Source organism: Enterobacter cloacae complex sp.6700776 (assembly GCF_048284255.1).
In the GTDB taxonomy this organism is placed as follows: Bacteria; Pseudomonadota; Gammaproteobacteria; order Enterobacterales; family Enterobacteriaceae; genus Enterobacter; species Enterobacter intestinihominis.
Map to the genome: position 1 here is coordinate 72,209 of NZ_JBLVYK010000004.1, position 23,499 is coordinate 95,707.

Below are 23,499 nucleotides of genomic sequence, written 5' to 3' on the forward strand. Positions count from 1 at the left end.
ATGTGTGCGAATAATTGGCAAAAGGCAGCTCTGGTTGCCTTTTTCTTTGACTCTATGACGTTACAAAGTTAATATGCGCGCCCTATGCAAAAGGTAAAATTACCCCTGACTCTTGATCCGGTTCGTACGGCTCAAAAACGCCTCGATTACGAAGGAATCTATTCTTCCGATCAGGCTGAGCGTATTGCCGAATCTGTAGTCAGTGTGGACAGTGATGTAGAGTGCTCCATGTCGTTCGCTATCGACAACCAGCGCCTCGCCGTTTTAACCGGTGATGCAAAGGTGACGGTAACGCTCGAATGTCAGCGCTGCGGGAAACCGTTTGTACAGCATGTTCACACAACGTATTGTTTCAGTCCGGTTCGTTCTGACGAACAGGCTGAAGCACTCCCGGAAGCGTATGAACCGATTGAGGTTAACGAATTCGGTGAAATCGATCTTCTGGCGCTGGTTGAAGATGAAGTCATCCTCTCCCTGCCAGTCGTTCCGGTGCATGATTCTGAACACTGTGAAGTGTCCGAGGCGGACATGGTCTTTGGGGAACTGCCTGATGAAGCGCAAAAACCAAATCCATTTGCCGTATTAGCCAGCTTAAAGCGTAAGTAATTGAGGAGTAAGGTCCATGGCCGTACAACAGAATAAACCAACCCGTTCCAAACGTGGCATGCGTCGTTCCCATGACGCGCTGACCGCAGTTACCAGCCTGTCTGTAGACAAGACTTCTGGTGAGAAACACCTGCGTCACCACATCACCGCTGACGGTTTCTACCGCGGCCGCAAGGTTATCACTAAGTAATCACGCGTCAGCGTGATTAGGCTTAGTGAGGAACTTCCCCGTGAAAACGGGGAGTTTACCGAACCAGGCTGCGACGATACCTTGACACGTCTAACCCTGGCGTTAGATGTCATGGGGGGAGATTTTGGCCCTACCGTGACAGTGCCTGCAGCATTGCAGGCACTGAATTCTAATTCGCAACTCACACTTCTATTAGTCGGTAATCCCGACACAATCACGCCATTACTTGCAAAAGCTGACTTTGAACAACGTTCGCGTCTGCAGATTATTCCTGCGCAGTCAGTTATTGCCAGTGATGCCCGGCCATCGCAGGCTATTCGTAATAGCCGCGGCAGCTCTATGCGAATGGCGCTGGAGCTGGTGAAAGAAGGGCGAGCGCAGGCTTGCGTCAGCGCGGGAAATACTGGCGCGCTGATGGGGCTGTCGAAATTATTGCTCAAGCCGATTGAGGGCATTGAGCGTCCGGCGCTGGTGACGGTGTTACCGCATCAGCAGAAGGGCAAAACGGTGGTGCTCGATCTGGGCGCTAACGTAGATTGTGATAGTACAATGCTGGCTCAGTTTGCCGTGATGGGGTCGGTGCTGGCAGAAGACGTGGTCGGGATTACCAATCCCCGCGTTGCGTTATTGAATATTGGTGAAGAAGAGACCAAAGGCCTGGACAGTATCCGCGACGCTGCGGAAATACTCAAACAGGTTCCCTCCATCAACTATATTGGTTATCTCGAAGCCAATGAGTTGCTGACGGGCAAAACGGATGTATTAGTGTGTGATGGCTTCACCGGAAACGTGACGTTGAAGACCATGGAAGGGGTCGTACGAATGTTCCTTTCTCTGCTGAAATCGCAGGGAGAAGGTAAAAAAAGGTCCTGGTGGCTGATTTTATTAAAGCGTTGGTTACAAAAAAGCCTGACGCGGCGATTCAGTCACCTCAACCCCGACCAGTATAATGGCGCCTGTCTGTTAGGATTGCGCGGCATCGTGATTAAGAGTCATGGCGCCGCCAATCAGCGAGCATTTACCGTCGCGATTGAACAGGCAGTGCAGGCGGTGCAGCGACAAGTCCCTCAGAGGATTGCCGCTCGCCTGGGATCTGTATTAGCTAAAAGTGACTGAGCGTACATGTATACGAAGATTTTAGGTACCGGCAGCTACCTGCCAAAACAAGTGCGTACCAACGCCGATCTTGAAAAAATGGTAGATACGTCTGACGAGTGGATTGTCACGCGCACAGGTATCCGTGAACGTCGTATCGCCGCGCCAGACGAAACTGTGTCCACCATGGGCTACGAAGCCGCTCAGCGAGCGCTTGAGATGGCTGGCATTGATAAAGAACAGATCGGGCTTATTGTGGTGGCGACAACATCTGCCACGCATGCCTTCCCAAGCGCAGCGTGCCAGGTGCAGAACATGCTCGGCATCAAAGGCTGCCCGGCATTTGATGTTGCAGCGGCGTGCGCGGGTTTCACCTATGCGCTGAGCATCGCCGATCAGTATGTTAAATCGGGTGCCGTAAAATATGCGTTGGTGATCGGTGCTGATGTGCTGGCGCGTACCTGCGATCCAACCGATCGCGGCACAATCATTATTTTTGGCGATGGCGCGGGCGCGGTGCTGCTGGGGCAGTCCGAAGAACCAGGCATCATCTCCACGCACCTGCACGCTGACGGTCGCTACGGCGAGCTGTTAACGCTGCCTAACGCCGATCGCGTTAATCCGGACAGTTCGATTTACCTGACAATGGCGGGTAATGAAGTGTTCAAGGTGGCCGTGACCGAACTCGCTCACATTGTTGATGAGACGCTGGAAGCGAACAATCTGGATCGCGCCGCACTCGACTGGCTGGTACCGCATCAGGCTAACCTGCGTATTATCAGCGCGACGGCGAAGAAGTTGGGCATGTCTATGGATAACGTTGTGGTGACGCTTGATCGCCACGGCAACACCTCTGCGGCATCGGTACCGTGCGCATTTGACGAAGCGGTACGCGATGGACGAATTAAACGGGGCCAACTGGTCTTGCTTGAAGCCTTTGGTGGCGGGTTCACCTGGGGTTCCGCGCTGGTTCGTTTCTAGGATAAGGATTAAAAAATGACGCAATTTGCTTTTGTGTTCCCGGGACAGGGCTCACAAACTGTTGGGATGTTGTCTGAAATGGCAGCAAACTATCCGGTTATTGAAGAGACTTTCCGTGAAGCTTCTGACGCGCTGGGTTATGATCTGTGGGCGCTGACCCAGCAGGGCCCAGCTGAAGAGCTGAACAAAACCTGGCAGACTCAACCGGCACTGTTGGCAGCCTCCGTCGCATTGTGGCGCGTATGGCAGCAGCAGGGCGGCAAAACGCCGGCGCTGATGGCGGGTCATAGCCTGGGTGAATACTCTGCGCTGGTCTGCGCAGGGGTGATTGCCTTCGCTGACGCGGTCCGTCTGGTTGAATTGCGTGGTAAGTTTATGCAGGAAGCGGTGCCAGAAGGCACGGGCGGCATGTCTGCCATCATCGGTCTGGATGATGCTTCTATTGCTAAAGCCTGTGAAGAATCTGCTGAAGGTCAGGTCGTTTCTCCGGTAAACTTTAACTCGCCAGGCCAGGTAGTTATCGCGGGTCATAAAGAAGCGGTTGAGCGTGCAGGCGCTGCCTGTAAAGCTGCGGGTGCAAAACGTGCACTGCCGCTGCCGGTGAGCGTGCCGTCTCACTGTGCGCTGATGAAGCCCGCTGCCGATAAACTGGCGGTTGAGCTGGAAAAAATGACCTTTAACGCACCGACGATTTCCGTTGTGAATAACGTCGATGTGAAGTGCGAAACCGCGCCGGAGGCTATCCGTAACGCGCTGGTTCGCCAGCTCTACAGCCCAGTTCAGTGGACCAAAACCGTTGAATTTATGGCGTCTCAGGGCGTTGAACATCTGTATGAAGTCGGTCCAGGTAAGGTACTTACCGGTCTGACAAAACGTATTGTAGACACCCTGACTGCCTCGGCGATTAACGAGCCGGAAGCAATGAAAGCGGCACTCTCGCAATAAAAGAGGAATACCATGAGTTTTGAAGGAAAAATTGCCCTGGTGACCGGCGCAAGCCGCGGTATCGGGCGTGCTATTGCTGAAACACTGGTTGCGCGCGGCGCGACGGTGATCGGGACTGCGACCAGCGAGAATGGCGCACAGGCCATCAGCGAGTATCTGGGTGCGAACGGCAAAGGTCTGGTACTGAATGTGACTGAACCAGCATCTATCGAATCTGTTCTGGAAAATATTCGCGCAGAGTTTGGCGAAGTGGATATTCTGGTCAATAATGCCGGGATCACTCGCGACAACCTGTTGATGCGAATGAAAGATGATGAGTGGAACGATATTATCGAAACCAACCTGTCATCGGTATTCCGTCTGTCAAAAGCGGTAATGCGCGCTATGATGAAAAAGCGTCATGGACGTATTATCACTGTAGGTTCTGTGGTTGGTACCATGGGAAATGCTGGTCAGGCTAACTACGCTGCGGCGAAAGCAGGTCTGATCGGTTTCAGTAAGTCGCTGGCGCGCGAAGTCGCGTCCCGCGGAATTACTGTAAACGTTGTTGCTCCGGGCTTTATTGAAACGGACATGACGCGTGCGCTGACCGATGATCAGCGTGCGGGTACGCTGGCGGCAGTTCCAGCGGGTCGTCTTGGCGACCCTAAAGAAATCGCCAGCGCGGTTGCATTTTTAGCCTCTGACGAAGCGGGTTACATCACTGGTGAAACCCTCCACGTCAACGGCGGGATGTACATGGTTTAATCACGATCGAAAATATTTGCGTTATTTGGGCAAATGGCCTCAAAATAACGTAAAATCGTGGTAAGACCTGCCGGGATTTAGTTGCAAATTTTTCAACATTTTATACACTACGAAAACCATCGCGAAAGCGAGTTTTGATAGGAAATTTAAGAGTATGAGCACTATCGAAGAACGCGTTAAGAAAATTATCGGCGAACAGCTGGGCGTTAAGCAGGAAGAAGTTGTGAACTCCGCTTCCTTTGTTGAAGACCTGGGCGCAGATTCTCTTGACACCGTTGAGCTGGTAATGGCTCTGGAAGAAGAGTTTGATACTGAGATTCCGGACGAAGAAGCTGAGAAAATCACCACCGTTCAGGCTGCCATTGATTACATCAACGGTCACCAGGCGTAAGTGAACATCTCCAGGCGGTCATTCGACCGCCTGAGTTTTATCTTTTGTAGTCCCACGAATCTCTTTTTTTATCCCTCCCTGGAGGACAAACGTGTCTAAGCGTCGTGTAGTTGTGACCGGACTTGGCATGTTGTCTCCTGTCGGCAATACCGTAGAGTCCACCTGGAAAGCTCTCCTTGCCGGTCAGAGCGGCATCAGCCTAATCGACCATTTCGATACTAGCGCCTATGCAACGAAATTTGCTGGCTTAGTAAAGGATTTTAACTGTGAAGAGATCATCTCGCGCAAAGAACAGCGCAAGATGGATGCCTTCATTCAATATGGAATTGTCGCTGGCGTTCAGGCCATGCAGGATTCTGGCCTTGAGATTACGGAAGAGAACGCTACCCGTATCGGCGCTGCTATCGGCTCCGGGATTGGCGGTCTTGGCCTGATCGAGGAAAACCATACATCTCTGGTGAATGGCGGCCCGCGTAAAATCAGCCCGTTCTTCGTTCCGTCTACGATTGTAAACATGGTGGCAGGTCACCTGACCATTATGTTCGGCCTGCGTGGCCCAAGCATCTCAATCGCGACAGCCTGTACGTCTGGCGTGCATAACATCGGCCAGGCCGCGCGTATCATCGCGTACGGCGATGCAGATGCTATGGTTGCGGGCGGTGCTGAAAAAGCCAGTACCCCGCTGGGCGTCGGTGGCTTCGGTGCAGCGCGTGCGCTCTCTACCCGAAACGATAATCCTCAGGCGGCGAGCCGTCCGTGGGATAAAGACCGTGATGGTTTCGTGCTGGGTGACGGTGCAGGCATGATCGTACTGGAAGAGTACGAACACGCGAAAAAACGTGGCGCGAAAATTTATGCTGAAGTTGTTGGCTTTGGCATGAGCAGCGATGCTTACCACATGACGTCTCCTCCAGAGAACGGCGCAGGTGCTGCTCTGGCGATGGAAAACGCCATCCGTGATGCGGGCATTACGCCGGCACAGATTGGCTACGTTAACGCGCACGGGACATCTACCCCTGCGGGCGATAAAGCAGAAGCGCAGGCGGTTAAGTCTATCTTCGGCGAATCTGCCAGCCGTGTACTGGTGAGCTCCACGAAATCCATGACCGGTCACCTCCTGGGTGCGGCGGGTGCAGTAGAATCAATCTACTCTATTCTCGCGCTGCGCGATCAGGCTGTACCGCCAACCATCAACCTGGATAATCCAGATGAAGGTTGCGATCTGGACTTCGTTCCCCACGAAGCGCGCCAGGTTAGCGGTATGGAGTACACCCTGTGTAACTCCTTCGGCTTCGGTGGGACTAACGGTTCTCTGATCTTCAAAAAGGTCTGAGTCTGGTTAGTCGCTGACGATAATAAAGGTCCGCTTGCCGGGCCTTTTTTATTAGGTGATATCCCCTTGTCCGGCTAACCACATCCTGCCAGACTGAGCCTCCATGCATAAGGAGCCACTATGTTTTTAATTAATGGCCTTGAGCAAGAAATGCTGCCGGCAAGCGACAGGGCGACCCAGTTTGGCGATGGCTGTTTCACGACCGCGCGTATTCTCGACGGTGGCGTGTGCCTGCTCGGGGCCCATATCCTTCGTTTACAAAAAGCCTGTGAAGCATTACTGATCCCCTTCTCGCAGTGGGACATTCTTGAAAGTGAAATGCGTCGGCTGGCGTCAGAGAAAGCAAGCGGCGTCCTGAAAGTCATTATCAGCCGCGGCAGCGGTGGTCGGGGCTATAGCGGTTCTGCCTGCCAGCATCCTGCGCGGATCCTTTCCGTTTCAGATTATCCTTGCCATTACGCGCACTGGCGTGAAGAGGGCGTAGTCCTGGCGCTTAGCCCGGTACGTCTGGGGCGAAACCCGATGCTCGCTGGCATAAAACATCTTAACCGTCTTGAACAGGTGCTTATTCGTACTCATCTTGAGCAGACGGAGGCCGGGGAGGCGCTGGTTCTTGACAGCGAAGGGTACATTACGGAATGCTGTGCGGCTAATTTACTCTGGCGGAAGGGCAGTGACGTATTCACGCCTTCGCTGGAGCAGGCCGGAGTCAACGGCATTATGCGGCAGTTTTGTTTGCAACAGCTGGCACGCGCAGGCTTTCGCGTTGTCGAAGTTAACGCTAAGGAAGAGGCGCTGCTGGCTGCCGAAGAAGTTGTTATCTGCAATGCGCTGATGCCCGTTGTCCCCGTTCGCGCTTATGACCGCAAGTGCTGGTCATCCCGCGAGCTGTTCCAGTTTCTGGCCCCGTTATGTGAGCAAACCAGGTAGTCATGAAGAAAATGTTACGCTTTGTCCTCCTTCTTATCGTTGCGTTCGGAATCGCTGGCGGAGCGGGAGTGTGGAAAGTCCGTCAGCTGGCTGAAAGTCAGATCCTGATTAAAGACGAGACGATTTTTACCCTGAAAGCGGGGACCGGGCGGCAGGCGCTTGGTCAGCAGCTGTATGACGACAAAATTATCAATCGTCCACGCGTATTCCAGTGGCTGCTGCGTATTCAGCCGGACCTGTCCCATTTCAAGGCCGGTACCTATCGTTTCACCCCTGGCATGACCGTGCGCGAGATGCTGCAACTGCTGGAGAGTGGTAAAGAAGCCCAGTTCCCATTGCGTTTTGTGGAAGGTATGCGTCTGAGCGATTATCTCAGGCAACTGCGTGACGCGCCGTACATCAAGCATACGCTGAAAGATGACCGCTACCAGACCGTGGCAGACGCCTTAAAATTCGAACATCCCGAGTGGGTGGAAGGCTGGTTCTGGCCCGATACGTGGATGTATACGGCAGGCACGACGGATGTGGCAATTCTGAAGCGAGCGCACAACAAAATGGTCGCGGCGGTAGACGCTGCCTGGAAAGGGCGAGCAGAGGGCCTGCCTTATCAAGATCAAAACCAGTTCATGACGATGGCCTCGATCATCGAGAAAGAGACGGCCGTTGCTGCCGAACGTGACCAGGTTGCCTCGGTGTTTATTAACCGTCTGCGCATCGGCATGCGTTTGCAAACCGATCCTACCGTCATCTACGGCATGGGCGAAAACTACAACGGCAGGATTTCCAGAAAAGATCTGGAAACGCCAACGGCGTATAATACCTACGTGATTAGCGGCCTGCCGCCTGGACCGATTGCGACGCCAAGTGAAGCATCATTGAAGGCCGCCGCGCACCCGGCCAAAACGCCGTATCTCTATTTTGTGGCTGACGGAAAAGGGGGGCATACGTTCAATACCAACCTGGCCAGCCACAATCGCTCCGTTCAGGACTATCTGAAGGCACTTAAGGAAAAAAATGCGCAGTAAATACATTGTCATTGAGGGACTCGAAGGGGCGGGCAAAACCACCGCCCGTAACGTGGTGGTGGATACGCTGAAATCTCTTGGCGTCGCCGACATGGTCTTCACCCGCGAGCCGGGCGGTACGCAGCTGGCGGAAAAACTGCGCAGCCTGGTTCTGGATATCAAATCCGTTGGCGATGAAGTTATTACCGACAAAGCGGAAGTGCTGATGTTCTATGCGGCGCGCGTTCAGCTGGTGGAGACGGTGATCAAACCCGCTCTGGCAGAAGGCAAATGGGTGATTGGCGATCGCCACGATCTCTCAACCCAGGCGTATCAGGGCGGTGGACGGGGTATCGATCAGGCCATGCTGGCTACGCTTCGCGACGCGGTTCTGGGCGATTTCCGTCCTGACCTGACGCTATATCTGGACGTGACCCCTGAGGTGGGCCTGAAGCGCGCCCGTGCCCGCGGCGAACTGGACCGCATCGAACAGGAGTCTTTTGATTTCTTTAACCGCACCCGTGCGTGTTATCTGGAACTGGCCGGGCAGGACAAGACCATTCGTACCATCGATGCGACGCAATCCCTTGAAGACGTTACATGTGATATTCAGCAGACCGTTACGCAGTGGCTACAGGAGCAGCAGGCATGAAATGGTATCCATGGTTGCGCCCACACTTTGAACAGCTGATCGGCAGCTATCAGGTTGGTCGGGGGCATCATGCGTTACTGATCCAGGCGCTGCCGGGAATGGGTGATGATGCGTTGATTTACGCCATCACCCGCTTTCTGATGTGCCAACAGCCGGAAGGACATAAAAGCTGCGGTAAGTGCCGGGGTTGCCAGCTCATGCAGGCGGGCACGCATCCTGACTATTACACCCTCGAACCTGAGAAGGGCAAAAATACGCTCGGTATCGACGCGGTGCGTGAGGTCAGTGAGAAACTGTACGAATATGCGCGTCTGGGGGGGGCGAAAGTGGTGTGGCTGAAAGACGCCGCGCTGCTCACGGAAGCCGCAGCCAACGCGCTGTTAAAAACCCTGGAAGAGCCGCCAGAAAACACCTGGTTTTTCCTCTCCTGCCGCGAGCCGGAACGCTTGCTGGCGACGCTGCGCAGTCGCTGCCGTCTTCACCACCTTGCTGTCCCTCAGGAATCCTGGGCACTCGCCTGGCTTGAGCGGGAAGTGACAGCGTCACAAGACGCGGCGCTCTCAGCGTTGCGCCTGTGCAGCGGTGCGCCTGCGGCTGCGCTGGCCTTATTACAGCCCGAGGTGTGGTCTCAGCGTGAAACGCTGTGCCGTGCGGTTGAATCAGCCCTCGACAGCCATGACTGGCTGAGCGTGCTGCCAGCGCTGAACAGCGATCAGGCTCCGGAACGGCTGCACTGGCTGGCCGCGCTGCTGCTAGATGCGCTCAAAATTCAGCAGGGGGCTACGCTTCTGACTAACCCTGACGTGTGGGCGCTGGTCACCACGCTGGCGAATCGCCTGTCAGGGCAGTCGCTGCACGCTATCCTTCATGATATCTGCCAGAGTCGTGAACAACTTTTGACGGTAACCGGTCTCAATCGCGAGCTTTTACTGACTGACCAGTTACTGCGTATCGAACACTACCTGCAACCGGGCGTCATACCGCCGGTTTCCCACCTCTGAGAGAGACATTATGTTTTTAGTCGACTCACACTGCCATCTCGATGGCCTGGATTATCAATCCCTGCATAAAAATGTAGACGACGTGCTGGCGAAAGCCGCCGCGCGCGATGTGAAATTTTGCCTGGCCGTGGCAACCACGTTGCCGGGTTACCGCTCCATGCGTGAACTGGTAGGCGAGCGCGATAATGTCGTCTTCTCCTGCGGCGTGCATCCGCTGAATCAGGATGAAGCGTACGACGTTGAGGATTTACGCCGTCTTGCCGCAGAAGAGGGCGTAGTGGCGATGGGCGAGACCGGCCTGGACTATTTCTACACTCCGGAAACGAAACCTCGCCAGCAGGAATCCTTCCGTAACCACATCCGCATTGGCCGGGAACTGAATAAGCCGGTTATCGTTCACACCCGAGATGCGCGCGCCGACACGCTGGGTATCCTGCGGGAAGAAAAGGTGACGGATTGCGGTGGCGTACTACACTGTTTCACAGAAGACAGAGAAACGGCGGGTAAGCTGCTTGATTTGGGCTTTTATATCTCGTTCTCGGGGATTGTCACGTTCCGTAATGCTGAGCAACTGCGTGATGCGGCGCGCTATGTTCCGCTGGATCGTATTCTGGTGGAAACCGATTCCCCGTACCTGGCGCCGGTGCCTCATCGTGGCAAAGAGAACCAGCCAGCGATGACCCGGGATGTCGCTGAGTATATGGCCGTTCTGAAAGGTGTCAGTATTGAAGAACTGGCTCGCGTGACAACGGAAAACTTCGCCAGCCTCTTCCATATTGACCCCGCCCGCCTGCAATCTGTCTGATACACCTGTTATTTTTAGGCTCGTAATTAATAAGTAAAGCGAGTAAAGTTCACCGCCTCATTCGGGGCGGTGATGGCGTTTTTAGACACATCCAGACATGCTTTATGTAAATATCTGCAAGTTTTTTGGCCGTCTTGAACTGAAACGTGATAGCCGTCAAACAAACTCAGAGGGAATTATTTTACTCTGTGTAATAAATAAAGGGCGCTTAGATGTCCTGTCCACGGCGCGGTACTCCCCCCGGGCCAATGCGTGAAAACGTAAAAAAAAGCACAAATACTCAGGAGCACTCTCAATTATGTTTAAGAATGCATTTGCTAACCTGCAAAAGGTCGGTAAATCGCTGATGCTGCCAGTATCCGTACTGCCTATCGCAGGTATCCTGCTGGGTGTCGGTTCTGCAAACTTCAGCTGGCTGCCAGCCGTAGTTTCCCACGTGATGGCCGAAGCAGGCGGTTCTGTTTTTGCTAACATGCCGCTGATCTTCGCTATCGGTGTTGCTCTGGGCTTCACCAATAACGACGGTGTTTCCGCTCTGGCGTCCGTTGTTGCTTACGGCATCATGGTGAAAACCATGGCTGTGGTTGCGCCGCTGGTACTGCATTTACCTGCTGAAGAGATTGCCGCTAAGCACCTGGCGGACACCGGTGTTCTCGGTGGTATCATCTCCGGTGCGATTGCAGCGTATATGTTTAACCGCTTCTATCGCATCAAGCTGCCTGAGTATCTGGGCTTCTTCGCGGGTAAACGTTTTGTGCCGATCATTTCTGGTCTGGCCGCGATTTTCACCGGTGTGGTCCTGTCCTTCATCTGGCCACCAATCGGTACGGCAATCCAGACCTTCTCTCAGTGGGCAGCTTACCAGAACCCGGTTGTGGCGTTCGGTATCTACGGCTTCATTGAGCGCTGCCTGGTACCATTTGGTCTGCACCACATCTGGAACGTTCCATTCCAGATGCAGATTGGTGAATACACCAACGCAGCAGGTCAGGTGTTCCACGGCGACATCCCACGCTACATGGCGGGCGACCCAACGGCAGGTAAACTGTCTGGTGGCTTCCTGTTCAAAATGTACGGTCTGCCGGCCGCTGCAATTGCTATCTGGCACTCTGCTAAACCAGAGAACCGTGCAAAAGTGGGCGGTATCATGATCTCCGCAGCGCTGACCTCGTTCCTGACCGGTATCACCGAGCCGATCGAGTTCTCCTTCATGTTCGTTGCGCCGATCCTGTACATCATCCACGCGGTACTGGCAGGTCTGGCATTCCCAATCTGTATCCTGCTGGGTATGCGTGACGGTACGTCCTTCTCTCACGGCCTGATCGACTTCATCGTTCTGTCCGGTAACAGCAGCAAGCTGTGGCTGTTCCCAATCGTGGGTGCGGGCTACGCAGTGGTGTACTACACCGTCTTCCGCGTGCTGATCAAAGCACTGGACCTGAAAACGCCGGGTCGTGAAGATGCAACGGAAGACAGCAAAGCCGGTGTGACCAGCGAAATGGCACCTGCTCTGGTTGCTGCTTTCGGCGGTAAAGAGAACATCACTAACCTGGACGCGTGTATCACTCGTCTGCGTGTGAGCGTTGCCGACGTTGCGAAAGTCGACCAGCCGGGTCTGAAAAAACTGGGCGCAGCAGGCGTCGTTGTTGCAGGTTCTGGTGTTCAGGCAATCTTCGGAACGAAATCCGATAACCTGAAAACCGAAATGGATGAGTACATCCGCAACAACTAAGCTGTGATCTGGGGAGACTAAGGCAGCCGATTGGCTGCCTTTTTTATTATTGCGGTTTGTGGTGCCGGGTGGCGGCTGCGCCTAACCCGGCCTACGTGATGGGTAGGCCCGGTAAGCGCAGCGCCACCGGGCTTAATACTCAGAAGTCGTAGCTCGCGCTCACCGAAACGTTCAGTGGCGCGCCATACACTACATACGATCCGACGTAGTCGTAATACTCTTTGTCGAACAGGTTGTTGACGTTAGCCTGAACAGCAAAGTCTTTGGTGACCTGATAGCGACTGAACAGGTTCACCAGCCCATAGCTGCCTTGCTCCGCGCGGGAACGTCCTGCCGGACCGCCTTCCACGTCCGTCCACACTTTGTTCTGCCAGTTTACGCCACCGCCCACGGTCAGTTCCGGCAGCATTGGCAGTTGATAACGGGTGAACAGCTTCATGGTTGTGCGCGGCTGATCGGAGCTGACAGCGTTGCCATTCTTATCTTCTGCAATGTAACGCGTCGTGCCAAAGGTCAGCTGCCAGTTATCGGTCAGTGCACCGTTGAGCTCAAACTCGACCCCTTTGCTGACCACCCCGTCCAGCGATTCATAAATCGACTCACCGCTCGGCATGTAGGTATACGTGTTGCTGGCCACGTTATCCTGCTCAATGCGGAAAATCGCCAACGAGGTGGTGAGGCGGGTATTAAACCAGTCTGCCTTCACCCCGGCTTCGTAGCTTTTACCCGTGGTAGGGTCGAGATAACGTCCACTGGCATTGCGCTTATCCTGCGGCTGGAAGATAGAGGTATAGCTGACGTAGGTCGACCAGTCCTCATTGATGTCATACACCAGGCCGGCATACGGCGTGACATCATCTTTGGTGCTTTCCAGACGTGTATTCGGCGAACCAGCGGGGTTATAGCGAATGTTGTATTGGGTGTAACGCGCCCCCAGGATCAGATGCAACGGATCGGCGAGTGAGAAACGCGCAGAGGAATAGGCTGAAGACTGGCGAATATCATCCTTGCTGTAGAGTTTCCACGGCGTCCACTGCGGATCGGCAATGTTCCCGTTCCAGTTCTTAAAGTTGCCGACATCAACCATGCCGTATACTGCATCCGGCATGGTGTTGTCGTAATGGTTACGCTGACGGCTAAAGCTGCCGCCGAACATCATCTCGTGCTGACGGCCAAAGAGATCGAAGCCGCCGCGCAGGAAGGCATCGACCGCATCCTGTTTACGTTCCCCGCGGTTCCAGCCGCCGTAACCCACCAGGCCTGCGCCGGTCTCTTTATCCGGATAACCGGACATATACATCAGCTTAGAGTCAAAGTTGGTTTCAGCATGCATGCCGTTGATGTGCGCTTCCCAGCCATTATCGAAACGCTGGGTCAGGTTAGCGAAGATGCGGGTGCTGTCTTTATCTGAATAGGCCCAGTCAGGCGCGACGGTCTGGCTGCGATTGTAGTTGGTCTTACTTCCGTCGCTGTACCAGGTCGGCAGCCCGCCCCAGGTTGGGTCGGCGGTATGGCTTTCCTGATACTCATACCCTACCGAGAGGGTCGTGCTGTCGGTAACATCTGCATCCATCACGCCGTAGAGGAATTTCTTCCGGTAGTGGTAGTTATCCACGAAGCTGTCGTTGTCCTGATAACCCGTGATCAGACGACCCCGTACCTTACCTGATTCCACTAGCGGCGCCTGGAGATCCAGCACGTAACGCTGCTTGTCCCAGCTGCCGTAGCTGGCGGAAACGTTGCCTTTAAATTCCTGGCTGTCCGCATGCTTGCGCACCATATTAACGTACGCCGCCGGGTTGCCCGTCCCGGACATCAGGCCTGTGGCGCCGCGGACCACTTCAATGCGGTCATAAATTGCGGTATCGGCGGCGGTATCACCAAAGTTCCACACTTCACTGATGGACGTTGGAAGGTCGTCATAGGCGTAGTTGCTGACGAAAAATCCGCGTGAGTAAAATACGGTACGATCGCTGTCCTGCACCTGCGCCGTAATGCCCGTGGTGTTCGTCAGCACCTGGCCGATGGATTGCAGATTCTGGTCAGCCATACGTTGCTGACTGATAACGCTGACGGACTGTGGGATGTCGCGGGGAACCAGCAACAGTTTGGTGCCGGTGGTGGTGGTTTTTACGCTGTAATCCTGATCCTGGCTGGCAGAAAGATCCTGTGTGTTATCAAAACCCCCATCAACGACGACGGTATCTTCGGCTGTTGAAGCAGCGAAAGCGGTGGTTGGCGTCAATGCCATAGCAATGCAGGCGGCCAGCAACGAAGGTGTTGCGGCAGGCTGACGTTGCCCATCCCTGGTGTGATTAATGAAAGACATCATCAAACCCTTAGTGAATGGTGAAGGTAGTGCGCGACAGTCCCGCTAGCACGGGCTGACGTCGTTTTCTATGTTAAAAATGCGCATGAAAATGCAAATGCGAAATATACGCATTGTGATTAACGCTGTAAACAGATGTTTCGGGATGAACTGAAATCAGGTTTCAGAAAAGAAATGTCCTAAAGCGATGCCTCTTCACCCAGATGGGCGATAATCAGGAAAGAAATAACGGGAGAAGGTTGAAAGGACAGGAGAAACTCGCTCATACTCTTGTGTTGTGTCACACAGTAAAACAGACAATGTGTGTTAACAACGGACGCACGACGCCAGATTAAACTTAAAAGGAAAAGGTCATGGCTGAAGAAACGATTTTCAGTAAAATTATCCGCCGCGAAATTCCGTCGGATATTGTCTATCAGGATGAACTGGTCACGGCTTTCCGCGACATTTCTCCCCAGGCGCCGACGCACATCCTTATTATTCCTAATATTCTGATTCCGACCGTCAATGACGTTAAAACCGAGCATGAAGTGGCGCTGGGCCGTATGCTTACGGTGGCCGCGAAAATTGCTGAGCAGGAAGGGATTGCTGAAGATGGATACCGTTTGATCATGAACTGTAATCGCCATGGCGGCCAGGAAGTCTATCATATTCATATGCATCTTCTGGGTGGACGTCCACTGGGACCGATGCTGGCACATAAAGGTCTTTAATATGTTAACTGGGCGTATTGCAGCGCTGATCGTGACGCTGGTTATGGTTGGGTGCAGCGCGCGTCCCGCCATCCCGGTCAGTGAAGAACAGACGCTGGTGATGGAGTCCTCAGTGCTTGCTGCGGGCATCACGGCGGAAAATCCTTCGTTGACCATAAGCGAAATCCAGTCTTCTGCCTCCTCTACGCTCTATAACGAAAGGCAAGAGCCAGTGACGGTGCATTATCGCTTCTACTGGTATGACGTGAGAGGTCTTGAGATGCACCCGCTTGAGGCGCCGCGTAGCGTGACGGTCCCGGCAAGATCGTCGGTCACGCTCTACGGCAGCGCCAGCTATCTGGGTGCACATAAGGTGAGACTTTATCTTTATTTGTAAGGAGTGAACCTTGATTAAAACAATGAGCCGTTATGCGCTCCTGAGTGCGTTCGCACTCTTTCTGGCAGGCTGTGTGACGCGAATGGAAGAACCTGCACCGGTGGATCAGGCGAAGCCGGGAACGGAACAGCCGACCACACCGGCGCAACCTGTTCCAACCGTGCCGTCTGTACCGACTATTCCTGCGCAGCCTGGCCCGATCGAACATCCGGACGATACCGCGCAGCCTGCGCCGCGAGTGCGGCACTATGACTGGAACGGAGCGATGCAGCCGATGGTGGGCAAAATGTTGCAGGCACAGGGCGTTACGCCTGGCAGTGTGCTGCTGGTAGACAGCGTGAACAACCGTACAAACGGTTCCCTGAATGCGGGAGAAGCGACGGAAACCCTGCGCAACGCGCTGGCAAACAACGGTAAATTTACGCTGGTCTCAGCCCAGCAGCTCGCGGTCGCCAAGCAACAGCTTGGTCTGTCGCCTCAGGACAGCCTGGGTTCGCGCAGTAAAGCGATTGGTATCGCCCGCAACGTTGGTGCGCAGTATGTCCTTTATTCTAACGCGACAGGCAACGTGAACACGCCGTCGTTGCAGATGCAGTTAATGCTGGTTCAAACCGGCGAAATTATCTGGTCAGGTAAAGGTGCCGTTACGCAACAATAAGCGCACGCGTCAGGATGTCCAGACGCGTTATTTCCCCCAGTACCGTGTTATCGCGCCGCAAGCCCCCGTCGGGCTTGGCGGCGCGAGTTGCATTATTGAGCGTGGCGACCATCGGCTGGTATTACGTCAGCATCACGATGCCGCCGCGCCTGCCGCCCATTTTCGTCGCCAGTTCCGCGCCCTGAAGCGCCTTCCCGCCGACCTTGCCCCGAAACCTCATCTCTTTATCAGGGACTGGATGGCGGTGGCGTTTATTGCGGGTGAGATCAAAAGCGAGCTTCCCGATACGCCCACGCTGGCAGCCATGCTGTATCATCTGCATCGACAGCCGCGTCTGGGCTGGCGGGTGACGTTACTTCCATTACTGGATAGCTATTGGCAGCAGGCTGCGCCTGGACGACGCACGCCCTTCTGGCTGGCGCAGCTTAAGCGGCTGCGTAAAGCGGGAGAGCCGAAGGCGTTACGTCTGGCGCCGCTGCATATGGATGTCCATGCGGGGAATATCGTTCATACCACGGCGGGCGAGAAACTTATAGACTGGGAATATGCCGGGGACGGTGACGTGGCGCTTGAACTCGCTGCGGTCTGGATGCCTGATGAGGCTTCGCGCGTGCAGCTGATAACCGCCTATGCCCGAAACGCCAACATAAATGTACTCACCCTTGCGCGGCAGGTCGCGCGCTGGCGTCCGTGGGTGCTGATGCTGATGGCGGGATGGTTTGAAATGCGCCTTCAGCAGACAGATGACGAACAATTTATTGCGCTGGCAAATGATGCCTGGCGTCAGTTACAAACGAAAGGATAAGAGAGGTTGGTGTGGGTCCAGTAATGTTGGATGTTGAAGGGTTTGAGCTTGATGCGGAAGAGCGCGAAATTCTGGCGCACCCGCTGGTAGGGGGGCTGATTCTTTTCACCCGCAATTATCACGATCCGGCGCAGTTGCGCGAGCTGGTTCGCCAGATCCGCGCGGCGTCACGCAATCGCCTGGTGGTGGCCGTCGACCAGGAAGGTGGACGCGTGCAGCGTTTCCGCGAAGGGTTTACCCGTTTACCCGCCGCACAATCTTTTGCTGCGCTGCTGGGTGCTGAAGAGGGCGGTCAACTGGCGCAGGACGCAGGCTGGCTGATGGCCAGCGAGATGATCGCCATGGATATCGATATCAGCTTCGCCCCGGTGCTGGACGTAGGACACATTAGTGCGGCAATTGGTGAGCGTTCGTATCATGACGATCCACGTATCGCGCTGGCAATGGCGACGCGCTTCATTGACGGTATGCACGATGCGGGCATGAAAACCACCGGCAAACATTTCCCTGGCCACGGGGCGGTGACGGCGGATTCCCATAAAGAAACCCCGCGCGATCCGCGCCCGGAAGCAGACATTCGCGCTAAAGATATGTCTGTTTTCCGCTCGCTGATTACCGATAACAAGCTGGACGCTATTATGCCTGCGCACGTCATCTACAGTGACGTTGATCCGCGTCCGGCCAGCGGCTCTCCGCACTGGCTTAAAACCGTGCTGCGTCAGGAGTTGGGCTTCAATGGCGTTATTTTCTCTGACGATTTATCCATGGAAGGGGCGGCGATCATGGGAAGCTATGCCGAACGTGGGCAGGCTTCGCTGGATGCAGGTTGCGATATGATCCTCGTCTGCAATAATCGTAAAGGGGCGGTGAGCGTGCTGGATAACCTGTCGCCGATCAATGCTGAACGTGTTACACAATTGTATCATAAAGGTTCATTTAGTCGTCAGGAGCTGATGGACTCGGCGCGCTGGAAAACGGTAAACGCCCGGCTTGAAGCCCTGAACGAGCGCTGGCAGGCACATAAAGCAGCCCTTTAATTCATCCCGGAAGGCGTAGCGTGGTGAGACGATGATCATTTATTTACACGGTTTTGACTCAAACAGTCCTGGTAATCATGAGAAAGTGCTGCAATTGCAGTTTATCGATCCGGATGTCCGGCTGATCAGTTACAGCACGCGTCATCCGAAACATGACATGCAGCATCTGCTTAAAGAAGTGGACAAAATGTTGCAGCTCAATATCGACGATCGTCCGCTGATCTGCGGCGTGGGGTTGGGGGGATACTGGGCAGAGCGCATCGGTTTTTTATGCGATATCCGACAGGTCATTTTTAATCCTAACCTGTTTCCAAACGAAAACATGGAAGGCAAGATTGACCGTCCGGAAGAGTACGCCGATATCGCAACAAAATGCGTGAGCAATTTCCGCGAAAAGAACCGCGACCGGTGTCTGGCGATCCTCTCCCGCAACGATGAAGCGCTGGACAGCTCCCGCGCTGCCGAACTTCTGCATCATTACTACGAAATTGTCTGGGACGAAGAGCAGACCCACAAGTTCAAAAATATTTCCCCGCACTTGCAGCGTATTAAGGCCTTTAAAACGCTGGGCTGAACTCCCTGAACCTGACAAAGGCCCGGTACGTGAAAGCGTGCCGGGCCTCTTTTTTGTCAGAGTTGTCTACTTTTAAACCATCAAAACTTGATACATATCAATTTTGGTATGACCAATGCGCCTGACGTGCTATTCTCAATGAATCTGAATGGTTTCAGCGCAGTAACCTGTTGTTAATTAAGGGTTATTTATATAACTTTTAATTAACAATTGGTTAATAATTTGAGGGGGTCACGTTGACTACGCCATTGAAAAAGATAGTGATTGTCGGCGGTGGTGCTGGCGGACTGGAGCTGGCGACGCAGCTGGGTAAGAAACTGGGTCGCGGTAAGAAAGCCAAAATCACGCTGGTGGATCGTAACCACAGCCATCTGTGGAAGCCGTTACTGCACGAAGTGGCGACTGGGTCGCTGGATGAGGGCGTGGATGCGCTCAGCTATCTGGCACATGCGCGTAACCACCACTTCCAGTTCCAGCTGGGTTCGGTGGTGGACATCAACCGTGAAAACAAAACCATCACGCTGGCTGAGCTGCGTGATGATAAAGGCGAGCTGCTGGTTCCTGAGCGCAAGCTGGCCTATGACACGCTGGTGATGGCCCTGGGCAGTACGTCCAATGATTTCAACACCCCAGGCGTAAAAGAGCACTGTATCTTCCTGGATAACCCGCATCAGGCGCGTCGTTTCCATCAGGAGATGCTTAACCTGTTCCTGAAGTACACCAACAACATGGGTGCTAACGGCAAGGTTAACATTGCTATCGTGGGCGGCGGCGCAACGGGCGTTGAATTATCGGCGGAGTTGCACAATGCGGTCAAACAGCTGCACAGCTATGGCTACAAAGGGCTGACTAATGAAGCGCTGAATGTGACGCTGGTGGAAGCAGGTGAACGTATTCTGCCTGCGCTGCCGCCGCGTATTTCCGGCGCGGCGCACAACGAGCTGACCAAACTGGGCGTGCGCGTGCTGACCCAGACCATGGTGACCAGCGCGGATGAGGGCGGACTGCATACCAAAGACGGCGAATACATCCAGGCCGACCTGATGGTCTGGGCTGCGGGGATCAAAGCGCCTGATTTCATGAAAGATATCGGTGGGCTGGAGACAAACCGCATTAACCAGCTGGTGACAGAGCCGACGCTGCAAACCACGCGCGATCCGGACATCTTCGCTATCGGCGACTGTGCCTCCTGTGCACGTCCGGAAGGCGGGTTTGTACCGCCTCGCGCTCAGGCCGCGCACCAGATGGCAAGCCTCGTGCTGCATAACATCCTGGCGCAGATGAAAGGCAAACCGATGAAAGCCTATGTCTACAAAGACCACGGCTCTCTGGTGTCGCTCTCAAACTTCTCCACCGTGGGCAGCCTGATGGGCAACCTGATGCGCGGCTCCATGATGGTGGAAGGGCGCATCGCCCGCTTCGTGTACATTTCTCTGTACCGTATGCACCAGATTGCGCTGCACGGCTACTTCAAAACCGGCCTGATGATGCTGGTCGGCCGCATCAACCGCGTTATCCGCCCACGCCTGAAGCTGCACTAATTTCTCCCTCCCTCCGGGCTCTCCGGAGGGAGTTCTTAGCACATCATGCTGTGCATTTCGCTCCTGACGCTTAAGAGTTCTCTTAAACAGACGCTATCCCAGCTCATCCCCCGGTTTTTTGATCCTTTATCTTATTGGCGAAGCGTTTATTGCGCTGCAAAATTGCTACCAATTGCAACAAAGGAGGAAGTCCCGTGAATAAATCAATGTTGGCGGGTATAGGGATTGGCGTCGCAGCTGCGTTAGGTGTGGCTGCCGTTGCCAGTCTGAACGTACTTGATCGTGGCCCGCAGTATGCGCAGGTTGTTTCCGCTACACCGATCAAAGAGACGGTCAAGACGCCTCGTCAGGAGTGCCGTAATGTTTCTGTCACCCATCGTCGTCCGATTCAGGATGAAAACCGTATCGCTGGCTCCGTACTGGGCGCGGTTGCTGGTGGGGTGATTGGTCATCAGTTTGGTGGTGGCCGTGGTAAGGATGTCGCGACGGTAGTTGGTGCGCTGGGTGGCGGTTATGCCGGTAACCAGGTGCAGGGCGCGATGCAGGAAAATGATACCTACACCACAACGCAGCAGCGCTGTAAAACCGTGTATGACAAGTCTGAAAAAATGTTGGGCTACGACGTAACCTACAAAATTGGCGATCAGCAGGGCAAAATCCGCATGGATAAAGATCCTGGTACGCAGATCCCTCTCGACAGCAATGGTCAGCTGATACTGAATAACAAAGTGTAAAAAAGATGTTCTCTGAACTTAGCTCCTCATGCGCTCAGGCTGAGGAGCTTTTTTTTGCGTCAGAGTTTAAGAAGTTCAGGCCACAGGCGCAGCGTTGTTTGCGTAATCCCCTGCAGTTTTTCCAGCGTCGCGCCTTCACGGGCGCTGATGGACATCCCCTGTAGAATACAGCTCAGATACTGGGCCAGCTCCTGCGGACGGCAATGCGCCGGAATTTCACCGCGCTGCTGGCGTTGAGCCAGAAACGTGCTGAGCGTCTCCTCCTGCATCGCATGGCGCGATTTGACCGTGTTGGCAATCTCTTTCGACGATGCCGCGAGGGTCGCGGAGGTGTTGATCATAAAACAGCCCGCGGGCGTGTCTTTACTGGTAAAGCAGGTTGCGACTGCGCAGAAATAATCCTGCAATGCCTGCTCAACCGTTTTTTCTTCACAGAATAGCTGGGCTTCGTGTTTTGCCGCGAAGCGCGAGATGTATCTGTCCAGAACGGCCCGGAATAAGCCTTCTTTGTTGGTGAACTCTGCGTACAGGGTAGGGGCTTTCGCGCCCGTTGCTTCCACCAGGTCGGAGAGCGACGTGGCTTCATACCCATGCTGCCAGAAGAGCGTCATGGCCTTATCGAGCGCCGCATCCCTGTCGAACACTTTTGGTCGGCCACGGCTTTTCTTTGCGCAACGCGTGACATCGGTTGTCATGTGCCGTTGGTCCTCTGTTGTTTTGTTGAATAGTCATTATAAAAATAAACGTCTGCGACGACCAGCGGTGATTTCTTAAAAATAATTTAATTTTATCTTTATGAAATATAAGGAAAATGAAATTAATTTAACGACCATTATAAAAATGGGTTGACGTGTGACCTGGATCACATCTATCATTTACCTATCGATCGTTAACTAAATAACTAACGACCACTACATCATCTGCCCAAAGGTATAAAATCATGAAAAACGTTAAAACCCTCATCGCTGCCGCCGTTCTGAGTTCACTCTCTTTCGCAAGCTTCGCTGCTGTTGAAGTGCAATCCACTCCAGCAGACCAGCAGAAAGTCGGTACCATCTCTGCCACTGCCGGGACTAACCTCGGCTCTCTGGAAGATCAGCTGGCACAAAAAGCTGACGAAATGGGTGCGAAATCATTCCGCATCACCTCTGTGACCGGTCCTAACACCCTGCACGGTACCGCAGTTATCTACAAATAAGCGTAACGCAACCCTCCGTTATGCCACTGCAAATAAAAACGCCCTGCTAATGCAGGGCGTTTGTCGTTATTACCGTTCTACATTGACTGCTGAGCAACCTCATGATGCCGCGTGACATCGGTTGGCATCCCCGAGCGCGCTTCCATCGCCCGCTCCATCACTGCGCCATCGGTGTTTGCATTCGTTTTAAAGCTCACCATCGAGGCATTCAGATTAATCGGCAGCGTCTGCGGATCGTCATTAATGTTTTTCGATAGCGGCTGGTGGATCTCAACCAGACGGACGCCACCCGGCTCTTCAGACACTTTAATCGGCGTATTGATGATATTCACTTTCGTGCCAGGGGCGATCACGCGGTAGAGCGTTTTGATGTCGTCATCGCGCAGGCGAATGCAGCCGGAGCTGACGCGCATCCCGATCCCAAAATCCGCATTCGTTCCGTGCAGAAGATAAACCCCACCGTAGGCCGCCAGGCGAATTGCATGGTGCCCCATCGGATTATCCGGGCCCGCGGGAACCACGGCAGGGAGATCGATACCCTGTGCCTTATAGCGGGCGCGGATGTTTGCCGTCGGAGTCCAGGTTGGATTAGCGCGCTTGTCGGAGACGGTGGTCACCATGGTCGGCGTGAGCGTATCGCCTCCCAGCTGGCCGATGCCGATAGGGTAGACGGTTACTTCATTTTTCCCCGGCGGGTAATAGTAAAGACGCAGCTCGGCGAGGTTTATCACAATCCCCTGACGCGGCGCGTCCGGCAGGATGGTTTGCAGCGGAATCGTCAGTACGCTGCCCGCCCGGGGCACATAGGGATCTACGCCCGGGTTGGCCTGCAACAGCGCCAGGAACCCGACGTTATATTTTTTAGCAATCGCTTCCAGCGAACCGCCATCGTTTTCAACCACGTGAAAGCGGTTTTCACCTACGACGTTGCTGCCGGCGGGCGGAAGAGGCCAGGTATTGGCGCGAGCAGGGAGCGCGACGGTAACCGTCGCGGCCAGCGCAACCAGAGTTAACCAGCGGGTAAAACGCGAAGAAATCATCATTATCATAATCCATACAAATGATAAGGTTATTGTTTTATAAGGCGTTAATGATAATTATGGCGAATGTATGGTCGGGAAG

At 54.2% G+C, this 23,499-nt stretch carries 26 protein-coding genes; 23 read left to right on the forward strand and 3 right to left on the reverse strand.

Annotation, left to right across the window (positions count from 1 at the left end; translation table 11 throughout):
* Window positions 1–84: 84 nt before the first annotated feature.
* The 14 genes from yceD (at window position 85) to ptsG (ending at window position 12,412) form a co-directional block, all read left to right on the forward strand.
* Window positions 85–606, forward strand: a complete 522-nt coding sequence (gene yceD / locus ACNQ0T_RS08250; protein WP_003857966.1) for a 23S rRNA accumulation protein YceD — start codon at window positions 85–87, stop codon at window positions 604–606.
* A 16-nt stretch (window positions 607–622) separates the two neighbouring features.
* The gene (rpmF, locus tag ACNQ0T_RS08255; protein ID WP_003857964.1) at window positions 623–796 is read left to right on the forward strand and encodes a 50S ribosomal protein L32; all 174 of its coding nucleotides are present in this window, start codon (window positions 623–625) and stop codon (window positions 794–796) included.
* An 81-nt stretch (window positions 797–877) separates the two neighbouring features.
* A complete protein-coding gene (gene plsX, locus ACNQ0T_RS08260; RefSeq protein WP_152811225.1) occupies window positions 878–1,912 on the forward strand; it encodes a phosphate acyltransferase PlsX in 1,035 nt (344 codons plus the stop codon).
* 6 nt (window positions 1,913–1,918) lie between these two features.
* The gene (locus tag ACNQ0T_RS08265; RefSeq protein ID WP_003857960.1) at window positions 1,919–2,872 is read left to right on the forward strand and encodes a beta-ketoacyl-ACP synthase III; all 954 of its coding nucleotides are present in this window, start codon (window positions 1,919–1,921) and stop codon (window positions 2,870–2,872) included.
* Window positions 2,873–2,887: 15 nt separating this feature from the next.
* The gene (gene fabD, locus ACNQ0T_RS08270) at window positions 2,888–3,817 is read left to right on the forward strand and encodes an ACP S-malonyltransferase (protein WP_022647738.1); all 930 of its coding nucleotides are present in this window, start codon (window positions 2,888–2,890) and stop codon (window positions 3,815–3,817) included.
* Between the two features lie 12 nt (window positions 3,818–3,829).
* The gene (fabG, locus tag ACNQ0T_RS08275) at window positions 3,830–4,564 is read left to right on the forward strand and encodes a 3-oxoacyl-ACP reductase FabG (RefSeq protein WP_022647739.1); all 735 of its coding nucleotides are present in this window, start codon (window positions 3,830–3,832) and stop codon (window positions 4,562–4,564) included.
* Window positions 4,565–4,718: 154 nt separating this feature from the next.
* Window positions 4,719–4,955 carry an acyl carrier protein gene (gene acpP, locus ACNQ0T_RS08280; RefSeq protein ID WP_003857954.1) on the forward strand — a complete coding sequence of 79 codons (237 nt, stop codon included), beginning with the start codon at window positions 4,719–4,721 and terminating at the stop codon, window positions 4,953–4,955.
* 91 nt (window positions 4,956–5,046) lie between these two features.
* Entirely contained in the window at window positions 5,047–6,288 is a 1,242-nt protein-coding gene (gene fabF / locus ACNQ0T_RS08285; protein ID WP_022647740.1) for a beta-ketoacyl-ACP synthase II, read from the forward strand.
* Between the two features lie 120 nt (window positions 6,289–6,408).
* A complete protein-coding gene (pabC, locus tag ACNQ0T_RS08290) occupies window positions 6,409–7,218 on the forward strand; it encodes an aminodeoxychorismate lyase (RefSeq protein WP_417929873.1) in 810 nt (269 codons plus the stop codon).
* A 2-nt stretch (window positions 7,219–7,220) separates the two neighbouring features.
* Window positions 7,221–8,243, forward strand: a complete 1,023-nt coding sequence (gene yceG / locus ACNQ0T_RS08295; protein ID WP_038415832.1) for a cell division protein YceG — start codon at window positions 7,221–7,223, stop codon at window positions 8,241–8,243.
* The gene (gene tmk / locus ACNQ0T_RS08300; RefSeq protein ID WP_417929875.1) at window positions 8,233–8,874 is read left to right on the forward strand and encodes a dTMP kinase; all 642 of its coding nucleotides are present in this window, start codon (window positions 8,233–8,235) and stop codon (window positions 8,872–8,874) included. The genes yceG and tmk overlap by 11 nt, the downstream gene beginning before the upstream one ends.
* Window positions 8,871–9,875 (forward strand): DNA polymerase III subunit delta', encoded by a 1,005-nt coding sequence (gene holB / locus ACNQ0T_RS08305; protein WP_165715749.1) that lies wholly within the window; start codon window positions 8,871–8,873, stop codon window positions 9,873–9,875. The genes tmk and holB overlap by 4 nt, the downstream gene beginning before the upstream one ends.
* A gap of 10 nt (window positions 9,876–9,885) precedes the next feature.
* Window positions 9,886–10,680, forward strand: coding sequence for a metal-dependent hydrolase (locus ACNQ0T_RS08310; RefSeq protein WP_023299800.1), 795 nt, complete (start codon window positions 9,886–9,888; stop codon window positions 10,678–10,680).
* Between the two features lie 298 nt (window positions 10,681–10,978).
* Entirely contained in the window at window positions 10,979–12,412 is a 1,434-nt protein-coding gene (gene ptsG / locus ACNQ0T_RS08315; RefSeq protein WP_006809245.1) for a PTS glucose transporter subunit IIBC, read from the forward strand.
* A gap of 139 nt (window positions 12,413–12,551) precedes the next feature.
* On the opposite strand, the gene fhuE is transcribed toward ptsG, so the two are convergent.
* Window positions 12,552–14,741, reverse strand: coding sequence for a ferric-rhodotorulic acid/ferric-coprogen receptor FhuE (fhuE, locus tag ACNQ0T_RS08320; RefSeq protein WP_417929964.1), 2,190 nt, complete (start codon window positions 14,739–14,741; stop codon window positions 12,552–12,554).
* 353 nt (window positions 14,742–15,094) lie between these two features.
* Between fhuE and hinT the strand changes: the two genes are divergently transcribed.
* The 8 genes from hinT to ACNQ0T_RS08360 all read left to right on the forward strand — a co-directional run bounded on the left by hinT (window position 15,095) and on the right by ACNQ0T_RS08360 (window position 21,179).
* Window positions 15,095–15,454 carry a purine nucleoside phosphoramidase gene (gene hinT, locus ACNQ0T_RS08325; protein WP_006809243.1) on the forward strand — a complete coding sequence of 120 codons (360 nt, stop codon included), beginning with the start codon at window positions 15,095–15,097 and terminating at the stop codon, window positions 15,452–15,454.
* Between the two features lies 1 nt (window position 15,455).
* Window positions 15,456–15,830 carry a YcfL family protein gene (locus ACNQ0T_RS08330; RefSeq protein WP_022647747.1) on the forward strand — a complete coding sequence of 125 codons (375 nt, stop codon included), beginning with the start codon at window positions 15,456–15,458 and terminating at the stop codon, window positions 15,828–15,830.
* Window positions 15,831–15,843: 13 nt separating this feature from the next.
* Entirely contained in the window at window positions 15,844–16,488 is a 645-nt protein-coding gene (gene lpoB, locus ACNQ0T_RS08335) for a penicillin-binding protein activator LpoB (RefSeq protein ID WP_417929965.1), read from the forward strand.
* Entirely contained in the window at window positions 16,469–17,293 is an 825-nt protein-coding gene (thiK, locus tag ACNQ0T_RS08340) for a thiamine kinase (RefSeq protein ID WP_063147626.1), read from the forward strand. Before lpoB ends, thiK begins: the two co-directional genes overlap by 20 nt.
* 11 nt (window positions 17,294–17,304) lie before the next feature.
* Window positions 17,305–18,330, forward strand: a complete 1,026-nt coding sequence (gene nagZ, locus ACNQ0T_RS08345) for a beta-N-acetylhexosaminidase (protein WP_022647749.1) — start codon at window positions 17,305–17,307, stop codon at window positions 18,328–18,330.
* A 31-nt stretch (window positions 18,331–18,361) separates the two neighbouring features.
* Window positions 18,362–18,904 (forward strand): alpha/beta hydrolase YcfP, encoded by a 543-nt coding sequence (gene ycfP / locus ACNQ0T_RS08350; protein ID WP_022647750.1) that lies wholly within the window; start codon window positions 18,362–18,364, stop codon window positions 18,902–18,904.
* A 236-nt stretch (window positions 18,905–19,140) separates the two neighbouring features.
* Window positions 19,141–20,445 carry an NAD(P)/FAD-dependent oxidoreductase gene (locus tag ACNQ0T_RS08355; protein ID WP_017693633.1) on the forward strand — a complete coding sequence of 435 codons (1,305 nt, stop codon included), beginning with the start codon at window positions 19,141–19,143 and terminating at the stop codon, window positions 20,443–20,445.
* A gap of 194 nt (window positions 20,446–20,639) precedes the next feature.
* The gene (locus tag ACNQ0T_RS08360; protein ID WP_417929878.1) at window positions 20,640–21,179 is read left to right on the forward strand and encodes a glycine zipper 2TM domain-containing protein; all 540 of its coding nucleotides are present in this window, start codon (window positions 20,640–20,642) and stop codon (window positions 21,177–21,179) included.
* A gap of 59 nt (window positions 21,180–21,238) precedes the next feature.
* Here ACNQ0T_RS08360 and comR read toward each other — a convergent pair whose 3' ends face one another.
* The gene (gene comR / locus ACNQ0T_RS08365) at window positions 21,239–21,874 is read right to left on the reverse strand and encodes a TetR family copper-responsive transcriptional repressor ComR (protein WP_022647753.1); all 636 of its coding nucleotides are present in this window, start codon (window positions 21,872–21,874) and stop codon (window positions 21,239–21,241) included.
* A 245-nt stretch (window positions 21,875–22,119) separates the two neighbouring features.
* Between comR and bhsA the strand changes: the two genes are divergently transcribed.
* A complete protein-coding gene (gene bhsA, locus ACNQ0T_RS08370) occupies window positions 22,120–22,377 on the forward strand; it encodes a multiple stress resistance protein BhsA (RefSeq protein ID WP_006809234.1) in 258 nt (85 codons plus the stop codon).
* A gap of 77 nt (window positions 22,378–22,454) precedes the next feature.
* Here bhsA and ldtC read toward each other — a convergent pair whose 3' ends face one another.
* Window positions 22,455–23,420 carry a L,D-transpeptidase LdtC gene (ldtC, locus tag ACNQ0T_RS08375; protein WP_417929879.1) on the reverse strand — a complete coding sequence of 322 codons (966 nt, stop codon included), beginning with the start codon at window positions 23,418–23,420 and terminating at the stop codon, window positions 22,455–22,457.
* Window positions 23,421–23,499 lie beyond the last annotated feature (79 nt).

Bases quoted from the DNA above. Each gene is read 5' to 3' on its own strand.
- pabC (WP_417929873.1), top strand. From the start codon at position 6,409: ATGTTTTTAATTAATGGCCTTGAGCAAGAAATGCTGCCGGCAAGCGAC.
- fabD (WP_022647738.1), top strand. From the start codon at position 2,888: ATGACGCAATTTGCTTTTGTGTTCCCGGGACAGGGCTCACAAACTGTT.
- bhsA (WP_006809234.1), top strand. From the start codon at position 22,120: ATGAAAAACGTTAAAACCCTCATCGCTGCCGCCGTTCTGAGTTCACTC.
- rpmF (WP_003857964.1), top strand. From the start codon at position 623: ATGGCCGTACAACAGAATAAACCAACCCGTTCCAAACGTGGCATGCGT.
- ldtC (WP_417929879.1), bottom strand. From the start codon at position 23,420: ATGATGATTTCTTCGCGTTTTACCCGCTGGTTAACTCTGGTTGCGCTG.
- ycfP (WP_022647750.1), top strand. From the start codon at position 18,362: ATGATCATTTATTTACACGGTTTTGACTCAAACAGTCCTGGTAATCAT.
- comR (WP_022647753.1), bottom strand. From the start codon at position 21,874: ATGACAACCGATGTCACGCGTTGCGCAAAGAAAAGCCGTGGCCGACCA.
- yceD (WP_003857966.1), top strand. From the start codon at position 85: ATGCAAAAGGTAAAATTACCCCTGACTCTTGATCCGGTTCGTACGGCT.
- yceG (WP_038415832.1), top strand. From the start codon at position 7,221: ATGAAGAAAATGTTACGCTTTGTCCTCCTTCTTATCGTTGCGTTCGGA.
- holB (WP_165715749.1), top strand. From the start codon at position 8,871: ATGAAATGGTATCCATGGTTGCGCCCACACTTTGAACAGCTGATCGGC.
- ptsG (WP_006809245.1), top strand. From the start codon at position 10,979: ATGTTTAAGAATGCATTTGCTAACCTGCAAAAGGTCGGTAAATCGCTG.
- ACNQ0T_RS08310 (WP_023299800.1), top strand. From the start codon at position 9,886: ATGTTTTTAGTCGACTCACACTGCCATCTCGATGGCCTGGATTATCAA.
- acpP (WP_003857954.1), top strand. From the start codon at position 4,719: ATGAGCACTATCGAAGAACGCGTTAAGAAAATTATCGGCGAACAGCTG.
- ACNQ0T_RS08265 (WP_003857960.1), top strand. From the start codon at position 1,919: ATGTATACGAAGATTTTAGGTACCGGCAGCTACCTGCCAAAACAAGTG.
- ACNQ0T_RS08330 (WP_022647747.1), top strand. From the start codon at position 15,456: ATGTTAACTGGGCGTATTGCAGCGCTGATCGTGACGCTGGTTATGGTT.
- hinT (WP_006809243.1), top strand. From the start codon at position 15,095: ATGGCTGAAGAAACGATTTTCAGTAAAATTATCCGCCGCGAAATTCCG.
- fabG (WP_022647739.1), top strand. From the start codon at position 3,830: ATGAGTTTTGAAGGAAAAATTGCCCTGGTGACCGGCGCAAGCCGCGGT.
- tmk (WP_417929875.1), top strand. From the start codon at position 8,233: ATGCGCAGTAAATACATTGTCATTGAGGGACTCGAAGGGGCGGGCAAA.
- fhuE (WP_417929964.1), bottom strand. From the start codon at position 14,741: ATGTCTTTCATTAATCACACCAGGGATGGGCAACGTCAGCCTGCCGCA.